General features: G+C 38.8%; 5 protein-coding genes, 2 rRNA genes and 1 pseudogene (1 of these 8 only partly in view). 1 reads left to right on the forward strand and 7 read right to left on the reverse strand.

Features of this window, described 5'->3' with window-relative positions; genetic code table 11:
- Positions 1-212 precede the first annotated feature (212 nt).
- The 3 genes from GXZ93_02515 to GXZ93_02525 are packed head-to-tail and all read right to left on the reverse strand — an operon-like array spanning position 213 to position 3,683.
- A complete protein-coding gene (locus tag GXZ93_02515) occupies positions 213-1,994 on the reverse strand; it encodes a 2Fe-2S iron-sulfur cluster binding domain-containing protein (protein ID HHT78659.1) in 1,782 nt (593 codons plus the stop codon).
- Between the two features lie 14 nt (positions 1,995-2,008).
- The gene (locus tag GXZ93_02520) at positions 2,009-3,199 is read right to left on the reverse strand and encodes an NADH-quinone oxidoreductase subunit E (GenBank protein ID HHT78660.1); all 1,191 of its coding nucleotides are present in this window, start codon (positions 3,197-3,199) and stop codon (positions 2,009-2,011) included.
- 25 nt (positions 3,200-3,224) lie between these two features.
- Positions 3,225-3,683, reverse strand: a complete 459-nt coding sequence (locus tag GXZ93_02525) for an NAD(P)H-dependent oxidoreductase subunit E (GenBank protein HHT78661.1) — start codon at positions 3,681-3,683, stop codon at positions 3,225-3,227.
- 309 nt (positions 3,684-3,992) lie between these two features.
- Here GXZ93_02525 and GXZ93_02530 point away from each other — a divergent pair, with 309 nt between their 5' ends.
- Positions 3,993-5,369: a DUF1015 domain-containing protein gene (locus tag GXZ93_02530; protein HHT78662.1), complete on the forward strand. Its 1,377-nt coding sequence runs from the start codon at positions 3,993-3,995 to the stop codon at positions 5,367-5,369.
- A 16-nt stretch (positions 5,370-5,385) separates the two neighbouring features.
- Here the strand turns inward: GXZ93_02530 and GXZ93_02535 are convergent, their stop codons facing one another.
- The 4 genes and pseudogenes from GXZ93_02535 to GXZ93_02550 form a co-directional block, all read right to left on the reverse strand.
- Entirely contained in the window at positions 5,386-7,161 is a 1,776-nt protein-coding gene (locus GXZ93_02535; protein ID HHT78663.1) for a phosphoenolpyruvate carboxykinase (GTP), read from the reverse strand.
- 307 nt (positions 7,162-7,468) lie between these two features.
- Positions 7,469-9,004, reverse strand: a pseudogene (locus GXZ93_02540) (DUF1846 domain-containing protein).
- Positions 9,005-9,206: 202 nt separating this feature from the next.
- Positions 9,207-9,323, reverse strand: a 5S ribosomal RNA gene (gene rrf, locus GXZ93_02545).
- Between the two features lie 97 nt (positions 9,324-9,420).
- Positions 9,421-11,160: ribosomal RNA gene (locus GXZ93_02550) — 23S ribosomal RNA — on the reverse strand; it runs 1,242 nt beyond the window's last position.

The raw sequence follows: 11,160 nt of genomic DNA on the forward strand, positions 1-11,160 counted from the left end.
ATGAATTATTTATATTTACCTGTTATATTTACTTGTATTAATTAATTTATATTTATTAATAGTTTTCTGAGGAATTTTTGACCGCTATCTTAAAATAAAGGCCGAAAAGGAATTTTGGGTTCAGGGGATTATATATTGATTATATATTATCTGCTGATCCCCCTAAGCTCAGAAATATCCTTACCTCAGGTTTAAGCAAATTCAGTTAAAAACTAATATTTTTTTCTTTTTGTATAAGTTGTATGAAGCAATTCATGTGATTTATGTCCAAGTGGTTTCTCAAGAAAATCTTCATATATCCTTTTTACTTCCGGGTTTTCATGCGATTTCCTGAGCTGCATAGACTCGTCTTCGCCATATATTGCTTCCGTTCTTTTCTTTCTTATATTATTATTTACAGGCATCGGCTGTCCGCCACCCGCAATACAACCGCCGGGGCATGCCATTATTTCAATAAAATGGTAAGGTGATTTACCGTCCTGCACCTGGGCAGCAAGCGGCCTTGCATTTGCAAGTCCGTGAGCAACAGCAACTTTTAATTCAACATTTTCAAGAAACTTCCATTCCGCTTTAGCGCCTTCAATTTTTATTGCTGCTTCCTTGACTCCTTCCAGACCTCTTACAGGAGTAACTTCAAGATTGCTGAAAGGCACTTCCCTTCCTGTGACTATTTCATATGCCGTTCTGATAGCAGCTTCCATTACACCGCCTGTGGCACCGAATATGACACCTGCACCAGTATGTTTTCCAAGAATGCTGTCACATTCTGAATCTTTAAGCGATTCAAAATCAATTCCAGCCTGCTGGATCATTCTTCCGAATTCCCTGGTTGTTATGACATAATCAACATCTTTGTATCCGCTTGAATACATTTCAGGTCTGTTTGCTTCAAACTTCTTGGCAGTACACGGCATGATGGAAACCACAATAATATTTTTGGGATCTATTTTCATGTTTTTTGCATAATAAGTCTTTGCAAGCGGGCCAAGCATTTGCTGTGGTGACTTGCATGTTGAAAGATAATCAAGAATATCCGGAAATTCATGCTCTATATATTTTATCCATCCCGGAGAACAAGAGGTAAACTGAGGAAGAGCTACATCCTTTCCGTTTTCAATCTTATCTTTCAGTCTTGTCAGAAGCTCTGTACCTTCTTCAAGGATAGTAAGGTCTGCGGAGAAGTTTGTATCAAAGACTGCGTCAAATCCAAGCATTTTAAGAGCTGTCACCATTTTGCCTGTGTAGCTTTTGCCGGCATCAAGCCCCATGGCTTCACCAAGACCTACTCTTACAGCAGGAGCCGTCTGCACGACTACATGTTTTGAAGGATCATTTAAAGCTTCCCATACTTCATCCAGATAATTTTTTTCAACAAGAGCCCCTGTCGGGCAATGAGTGACACACTGTCCACAATTTGTACAAACTACATAATCCATCGGCTTTTCCATAAAAGTAGATATCTTCATTTCAGAACCTTTTCCTGAAACGGCAAGCGCATTTACATCCTGTAATTCAGTACATGTCCTTACGCATCGCTGACATCTGATACATTTACTGTCATCCTTGATTATTGACGGGGAAGACCTGTCAATTTCATAACTTTTAAGCACGCTTATATATTTATCAGAATCTACGAGATAATCTTTTGCCATACTCTGTAATTCACAATTACCATTTTTATAGCAGTGGAGGCAGTCATTATTATGTTCTGACAATAAAAGTCCGATTATGGCTTTTCTTGCTTCCCTTACCTTGCTTGTATTAGTATAAATTTCCATGTTATTTTCTGCAGGAGTCGCACAGGAAGCCTTGAGAGCGTCTACGCCTTTCTGCTCAACAACGCATACCCTGCAGTTTCCCGCTATACAAAGATCTTCATGATGACATAGCGTAGGAATCTTTATATTAATTTTTTTTGCAGCATCAAGAATAGTGGATCCTGCTTCAATGCTTACGCTGATATCATTTATTTTTAAATTGACCATCTCTGGCATTTTACCTCCTTATATTAATAAACTATTTCTTCTCTGAAATTTTCAACTATTGAGATAAAAGGATTACACACTGACTGACCAAGCCCGCATTTTGAAGTTATCTTCATATTCCTGGCAAGCTCAAGAAGCTCATCAATATATTTTTTGGGTTTCCCTTTTGTTTTGATGCTTTCAATACCCCTGAGCAACTGCTGGCATCCGACTCTACAGGGTGTGCATTGCCCACATGATTCTTCGACAAAAAACTCAAGATAATTATGCAGTATGTTATACATGGATCTTTTATCTGAAAACAGCATCATGGAGCCGCCGGTCGGAACACCTTCAAAACCTATTATTGTATCCTCAAATTTACTTCTTGGAACACAAAACCCTGAAGCTCCTCCTACCTGAACGGCTTTGGTATCCTTGTCTCCGAATAATTCTATAAACTCTTTAAGCGTCATACCCATTTCAATCTCATATATTCCGGGAATATCTGTATCACCCGATATGCTGAAAACCTTGGCTCCCTTTGAATCCATCGTACCGAGTTTTTTGAAACAATCTGCTCCCTCAAGCAGAATAAGTGCGACATAGACAAGAGTTTCGACATTATTTATAACTGTTGGTTTTCCCAGGTATCCTTCCTGAGCAGGGTAAGGAGGTTTATTTCTTGCTTCTCCTCTTTTACCTTCAAGAGACTCGAGAAGAGCGGTTTCTTCACCGCATACATAAGCCCCGCTTCCGGATCTGATACATACAGAAAAATCAAAAGCTTTTTCGTTTAATTTTTGGTTAAAAACATCAATTTTTTTCTGCAGATCATCGACAAGATAATTATATTCCGCTCTCAGATATATTATTCCCTCTCTGGCACCGATAGTTTTTGCAACCGCCATCATGCCTGCCAGTACTTTCTCTGCTTTTTTTTCAATTATTTCCTTGTCTTTGAAAGTCCCGGGTTCACCTTCGTCAGCATTGCATACAACATATTTTATATCGCTTTTTGCTTCTTTTGCACTTTTAAACTTTATCCATGTAGGAAAGCCTGCGCCTCCCCTCCCTCTCAAGCCGGAATCTTTAATTTCATCGATTATCTTTTCGGAATCGGTTTTTAATACTTTTTCTATCATTTTGTCAATATCATGATCCTTGAAAATGAGATTGACTCTTTTTTTGTGGGAGTTTACCCTGTTTTCTTTTTCTTTTATGTCAATTACCATTCAGAATCTCCTTGTCTCAAACTTTTTATGATTGGTATTCATCAATTATTTTTACAACATTTTCATATGTCAGGTTTACATACGGCTTATCATTAATTAGCATTGCAGGCGCATCGCTGCACTGCCCAATGCAGTTTACAGCCATCAGACTAAACTTTCCGTCAGCACTGGTCTGTCCCGGCACTATATTCAGTTTGTCCTTTATGGCATCCAGAACAGCATCCTTGCCTTTCATGTCGCAGACAATTGTCCGACAGACTTTTATAACATTTTCACCCATGGTTTTTACAGGCAAAAATGAATAAAAGGTCGCTACTCCGTATACTTCCGCTGAAGACAGGTCAAATTCTTTTGCAATTTCTATCAGTCTTTCTTCTGAAAGAAAGCTTTCCTGCTTTACAACTTCCTGTAAAACAGCCATGAGATTTTCTCTTTTCCTCCCATGTTTTTTTACAGAGTCCTTGACAATATTACTTTCAGGCATACATGTTTCCTTTCCGATATAAGAACTTAATAAATAAAAAGATAACCAAAAACTTGATAAATGGCTTTTAATAATATACATATAAGTTTTATTTGTCAAAAAAATTTGTAATCACTTTGTAACAATATTTTCAAATAATATATATGTGTATAAGGAAGGAACAAAAAATATATAAATACTGCATTTTTTGGATTTTTTCACTGTCTAATGATATTGAAAAAATAATTTTTATTGGATATTGTTAGCAATACATAGGTTTATTATTAACCGACAGATAAGATTATTATACTTTATTAAGGAAGGGTAAAAATGGTTGACGTCTATCCTTTAAAAGCTTTACGTTTTTCAGAAAGATTTAAAAAAGAAATCCCGGATCTTATTTCTCCGCCTTATGACATAATATCGGATTCTCAGAAAGAAGAACTTAAAAAATTAAATGCCAACAACATTGTAAAGCTAATACTTCCGGAAAAAAAAGATGATCGCAGCAGCTATGAAAATGCTTCGGATTTACTGAATGAGATGCTGGAAGAAAATATCCTTGAACATGATATTCAGGAATCATTTTATATTTTTGAGGAACATTTTTATGATGAGGGAACCTGGAAAAGTTTTAAATCATTTATCGGTCTTAACAAAATAGAGGAATATGATTCTTCAAAAGTGCTTAGGCATGAATATACATTATCCAAACCCAAAGAGGACAGACTTAATTTGCTGAGACACACAAATACAAACTTCGGACTAATTTATACTCTCTATGATGATGCTGATAATGAAATCCAGAAAATCCTGGATGAAGGCACTCTTTCAGAACCACTGTATGACTTTAAGGCAAAATATGATCCGAATTTAAGATTCAGGATATGGAGATTGTCAGAAAAAGATAAGCTGAAAAGAATTAGGGAACTGATGAAAAATAAAAAGATACTTATAGCTGACGGACATCACAGATATGAAACTTCCAGGCTTTTTATGCATGAGATTTACGAAAAAAGAAATAAAAAAGATCTGAATACCCCACCGGTATCTTTTGAAACAACAGATCAGACAATTTTTCCTGAGGAAGCTGTACTTACCTTATTTGTTAATTATAACCAGGAAAACATAAAAATTCTTCCTACCCACAGAATGATTAAATTTAAGGAAAAATTCAATTTAAATAATTACCTTGAAAAGATTGAAAAGTATTTTTTCCTGGAAGAATACAGCCGGGTTTTTAAATCCAAGCCGTCTTTTACAAATGAGCCGGTTCTTATAAAAAATCTTACAGATTTCATGAATGATAAAAAAAATGAAAAAAAACACTCATTCTGCCTCATTGACTCAAAACAGAAAATATTCTTTATAACTTTAAAAAAAGAAATATGTGAATTATATCCTGATCTTGATGAGTCAGATTATGATTTTGAAAATCTGGATGTAAGAATACTCCACAGGCTGCTGATTGATGAGATTTTAAATGACAATGATGCTGACACCATACATTATACCCATACCTTTAATGATCTGGTATCAAAGGTGGTCTCTGCAGACACTGAATATGATCTGGGTATTATACTGAATGCTCCGGAAATAAGTGATGTCCAGAAAATATCCGCCAAAGGAAAACTCATGCCGCAGAAATCCACATATTTTTATCCAAAACCCTGCAGCGGCCTTATAATGTATAAAATGGATCTGTAAAAGTATTTTTAAAAGTTTATCCCAGCCGTTCCTTTAAAGAGTTTAGCTCTTCATTAAGTTGAGCAGGCAGCCTGTTCCCGAATTTTTTATAAAATTCTTCAATATCTGCCGCCTCTTTTTTCCATTCCTCTTTGTCTATATCAAAAAGTTCGTCCAGTGATTTTTTATCAATATCAAGACCTGTCAAATCAATATCTTCTTCAAAAGGAATAAAACCGATGGGAGTCTTTCTTGCATCAATTTTTTCTTTGCTTCTTTCTATTATCCATTCAAGTATTCTGAGATTATCACCGAAACCGGGCCATAAAAATTCATTCTTTTCATTAATTTTAAACCAGTTTACATGAAATATCTTCGGCTTGTTCTTTAAATTTTCTCCTATTTCAAGCCAGTGCCTGAAATAATCCGCCATATTGTACCCGCAGAAAGGAAGCATCGCCATTGGATCCCTTCTGACCACTCCCTGTGCTCCATACTGGGCAGCTGTTACTTCAGACGCCATTATTGATCCCAGAAATACGCCATGCTGCCAGTCAAATGACTGATAAACCAGCGGTGCTACGGTTGCCCGTCTTCCGCCAAAAATAATTGCACTTATCGGAACACCTTCAGGATCGTCAAAACGAGCTGACACACTCGGACATTGTTTGATGGGTGCCGTGAATCTGCTGTTGGGGTTTGCGCCTTTTTTTATTTTACCCTCGGCATCAGTCATGCCGGGTTTCCATGGCTGACCTGTCCAGTCAATACCCTCTTCAGGAACCGGTCCGTCTGCACCTTCCCACCAGACAGTGCCATCTTTTTTCAGCAGCACGTTTGTATATATTGTATTTTTCTGTATTGTTGCAACTGCATTCGGATTGCTTTTGCTGTTCGTCCCGGGTGCAACCCCAAAAAATCCGGATTCAGGATTTATTGCCCACAAGGAACCGTCCTCCTTTATCCTCATCCATGAGATATCATCCCCGACTGTCCAGATCTTATATCCTTTTTTCTTTAATCCTTCCGGTGGAATAAGCATGGCCAGATTGGTTTTGCCACATGCGCTTGGAAAAGCTGCAGCGATATAATTAGTCTCACCTGAGGGTTTCTCTATCCCCAGTATAAGCATGTGCTCGGCCATCCAGCCTTCCTGTCTCCCCATAAAGCTTGCAATCCTGAGCGCAAGGCATTTCTTGCCAAGAAGAACATTTCCCCCATATCCTGAACCAACACTCCATATCGCATTATCTTCAGGAAAATGAAGTATTAATCTTTTATTGATATCTCTTTCCGCTTTTCCATGAAGACATTTGGTAAACTCTCCATCAGTTCCAAGTGATTCAAGGACATCATTGCCTGCTCTGGTCATAATAAGCATATTCAGAACAACATAGATGCTGTCTGTAAGCTCAACTCCGATTTTACTGAAAGGAGACCCCACCGGCCCCATCGAAAATGGAATTACATACATTGTTCTGCCTATCATTGAGTCTTTAAATATTGCTGCCGCCCTGCTGTATCCCTCTTCAGGGCTCATCCAATTATTTGTCGGACCTGCATCTTCCTTTAAAGATGTGCATATAAAAGTGAGATTTTCAGTTCTTGCAACATCATTTACAGCCGTTCTGTGAAGAACACACCCCGGAAGTATTTTCTGATTTAGCTCTATAAGCTCACCAGTACCAAGCGCCTCCTTTTCAAGTGCTTTCTTTTGTGAATCTGAGCCGTCTATCAGGACAATATTATCCGGTCTGCACATCTTTGCCATTTCATCTATCCAAAGACTTAGCTTATTATGTTTTATATTCATCAAATCTCCGATCTGTAATGATTTTTGCCAAATTGGTTGTTTAATAATTGCTTAATAATAATAATTATTAGCTTCCTTTTCAATATTTAGATAAATTTTAGAACAAACTTTTTATATATTAAATGTTAGATGAAATAAAATTCACATATATCAGATGCATAATATTTTTTTAAAATGCGATAGATGCAAAAAGGTATAAAGGAAAAGCACCCATGCTGATAAAATGAAGGATTTTTTTGCCAATTATATATTTTTAAAAAAACAAACTCTTTACGGCCCAAATAAATACCTTGGGAAATGGTAGTGCTCAGATAATAAAAAGATTTCTTGAAGAAAATCTTCCATCAGTAGTGAGATTTACACCCAGTCTATTTAAGCCTGCTTCATCACCAGGCGTAGGAATATGAGTCATGTGCATTTCGCAACCTTTCAGCCCGGAAAGCTTATTCATTGCCAGCTCAGCAGTATGATTTGTGGTAGAGCTTATTGATAATGCAATCAATGTTTCTTCCAGATTAAGGCTTTCTGAACTGGCATTAAGTATGCCCTTTTTTAACTTTGCAATCTGTGTTATCACCTGGGGAGACAATAAGTAAATTTCATCGGGAATATTTGCAAGAACTTTTATTGCATTAAGAACAACACTTGAAGCTGCATGCAGCAGGTGCGAATTCTTGCCGGTCACTATTTTACCATCTGGCAGCTGTATTGCTGCACCGCAGAATATCCCTTCATCTCCTTTTCCGGTTATTTCAGCTTCTTCTGAGCTCTTTCGAGCTATTTCTACAACTTTTCTATCCGTTATCTTCACTCCAAGCTCCCGCATCAGAAGATTGACTCTCTCGACTGTATCTTTTTTTTCTTTTCCCAGAATATATTCGGTATTATACCTGAAATATCTTCTGATAAGCTCCTGTTTTGCAGCCTCTCTTACAATGCCGTCATCAATTATTCCAAAACCTGCTCTGTTGACCCCCATGTCGGTTGGAGAGTTGTGTAAGGGATGGTCATTGCCGTCATCATTGTCGGATTGAATTATTCTGCTTAAAATAAGCTTTAAAATAGGGAAACTTTCCACATCACGGTTATAATTTACTGCAATTTCATTATACTTTGAAAGATGAAAAGGATCTACGATATTAAAATCCTGTATGTCAGCAGTAGCAGCTTCATAAGCAATATTGACGGGATGCTTTATAGGTAGATTCCATATTGGAAATGTTTCAAATTTTGCATATCCGGCTTTTACGCCATTTTTATAATCATGATAAAGCTGTGAAAGACAGGTTGAGAGCTTCCCGCTACTGGGCCCGGGTGCTGTTACCACAATAATGGGCTTGGATGTTTTAATATATTCATTTTTTCCGAACCCGTTTGGGCTGCATACCAAATCAATATCTGCAGGATATCCCTGAATTGGAAAATGATAATATACTTTTATTCCCCGATGCTCAAGTTTGTTTTTAAAAATAACTGCAGGTTACTGTCCTTCAAATCTTGTTATTACAACCGAGAGGATATCAAGACCCCATTCCCTCAGATCATCTATAAGCTTTAGAGTTGCAGCATCATAAGTTATTCCAAAATCGCCTCTCACTCTGCCTTTTTCAATATCCTGAGCAAAAATGCACAGAACAATATCTGCCTGATCTTTTAAAGTTTGAAGAAGACGTATCTTGACATTAGGATCATAACCCGGAAGCACTCTTGCAGCATGATAATCAAAGCAAAGCTTTCCGCCAAATTCCAGATAAAGCTTGTTGTCAAATTTTTTTACTCTTTCCAGAATTGCGCTGGTTTGTTCTTTAAGATATTTCTCATTGTCAAAACCGATTTTACGCATTTTATAACATGTATGCCAAAATTAATAATAAATATTATTTGTCTGCCCAAAATAAAAAATTCTTTTAAATCAATAATAGTAACTAAAAATCAAAAAAATAAAAAGATTAATATAAGATTTGGAAAATAATTTATGAAACATTCACAACAACAGACTTGTGGGTAAATTTATTTGAGTTTTTAAAAAGGTGCTTACAAATAAAATACGGTGGCGACCTACTCTCCCACACCGTTGCCAGTGCAGTACCATCGGCGCTAGAGGTCTTAACTTCTGTGTTCGAGATGGGAACAGGTGTCTCCCCTCTGCAATAGCCACCGTAAACTTACAGGATTTAAAAAATATTTAAAAGCCTTAAATAATCGCCTTAAATAATCCTTAAAAATCCAAAAACATAAAAACTTTTTCACAGCATTCTCTATAAGGTCAAGTCCTCGACCTATTAGTATCAGTCAGCTAAACACATTGCTGTGCTTACACTTCTGACCTATCAACCTTGTGTTCTGCAAGGGGTCTTACTCCATAAAGGATGGGAGAACTAGTCTTGGGGTGGGCTTCATGCTTATATGCTTTCAGCACTTATCCTTTACGAACTTGGCTAATCAGCAATGCTCTTGGCAGAACAACTGACACACCAGAGGTTCGCTCATCCCGGTCCTCTCGTACTAGGGACAAATCCCCTCAATTCTCCTACGCCCACAATAGATAGGGACCGAACTGTCTCACGACGTTCTAAACCCAGCTCGCGTACCGCTTTAATTGGCGAACAGCCAAACCCTTGGGACCGACTACAGCCCCAGGATGCGATGAGCCGACATCGAGGTGCCAAACCACGCCGTCGATATGGACTCTTGGGCGTGATAAGCCTGTTATCCCCGGAGTACCTTTTATCCGTTGAGCGACGGCCATTCCACACTGAGCCGCCGGATCACTAGGACCAACTTTCGTTTCTGCTTGACCTGTAGGTCTTGCAGTTAAGCTCCCTTATGCCCTTATACTCTACGAGTGATTTCCAAACACTCTGAGGGAACCTTTGTACGCCTCCGTTACTTTTTGGGAGGCGACCGCCCCAGTCAAACTGCCTACCTGCCACTGTCCTGCACCCGGATAACGGAATGCAGTTAGAACTCCAGAATGCTAAAGGTAGTATCTCACCGTTGGCTCCACCAGAGCTGACGCTCCGGCTTCAAAGCCTCCTACCTATCCTGCATATAACAAACCAAAGTTCAATATCAGGCTACAGTAAAGGTTCACGGGGTCTTCCTGTCCTATTGTGGGAAATTGGTATCTTTACCAATATTACAATTTCACCGAGTCTCTCGTTGAGACAGCGCTCAGATCGTTACGCCATTCGTGCAGGTCGGAACTTACCCGACAAGGAATTTCGCTACCTTAGGACCGTTATAGTTACGGCCGCCGTTTACTGGGGCTTAGATTCAAAGCTTCGGGACGAATCCCTAACCTCTCCTCGTAACCTTCCAGCACCGGGCAGGCGTCAGCCCCTATACATCGTCTTACGACTTAGCAGAGACCTGTGTTTTTAGTAAACAGTCGCCTGAGCCTTGCATTGCAACCACCTCGAGCTTAAAAAGTAAATTCTCTCACCCTACCGTGGTACCCCTTTTCCCTAAGTTACGGGGTTATATTGCCGAGTTCCTTAACGAGAGTTATCTCGATCACCTTAGTATTCTCTACTTGCCTACCTGTGTTGGTTTTGGTACGAGAACCAGATTACTAACTAGAGGTTTTTCTAGGAAGCATAGGATCAATTACTTCACCGCAATTGGCTCGGCATCACGTCTCGGGCTTAACGTCAACCGGATTTTCCTAGCTGACACCCCACTCGCTTGCACGCAGACAACCAAACCGCGCTAACCTACCTTTCTTCGTCACCCCATTGCTCAAACATAAACTGGTCGTACGGGAATATTAACCCGTTATCCATCGCCTACGCCTTTCGGCCTCGGCTTAGGCCCCGACTAACCCTGGGCGGAATACCCTTCCCCAGGAAACCTTAGGCATTCGGTGGACAGGTTTCTCGCCTGTCTTTCGTTACTCATACCGGCATTCTCACTTATATAAAGTCCACCCAACCTTACAGTTGAACTTCAATCCTTATATAACGCTCCCCTACCAATTTACTTACGTAAATTCCATGG

It is taken from the genome of Actinomycetota bacterium (assembly GCA_012837825.1).
GTDB lineage: Bacteria > Actinomycetota > Humimicrobiia > Humimicrobiales > Humimicrobiaceae > Humimicrobium.

Excerpts from the sequence above, each read along its gene's own strand:
- GXZ93_02515 (HHT78659.1), bottom strand. The coding sequence starts at position 1,994 with ATGCCAGAGATGGTCAATTTAAAAATAAATGATATCAGCGTAAGCATT.
- GXZ93_02520 (HHT78660.1), bottom strand. The coding sequence starts at position 3,199 with ATGGTAATTGACATAAAAGAAAAAGAAAACAGGGTAAACTCCCACAAA.
- GXZ93_02525 (HHT78661.1), bottom strand. The coding sequence starts at position 3,683 with ATGCCTGAAAGTAATATTGTCAAGGACTCTGTAAAAAAACATGGGAGG.
- GXZ93_02530 (HHT78662.1), top strand. The coding sequence starts at position 3,993 with ATGGTTGACGTCTATCCTTTAAAAGCTTTACGTTTTTCAGAAAGATTT.
- GXZ93_02535 (HHT78663.1), bottom strand. The coding sequence starts at position 7,161 with ATGAATATAAAACATAATAAGCTAAGTCTTTGGATAGATGAAATGGCA.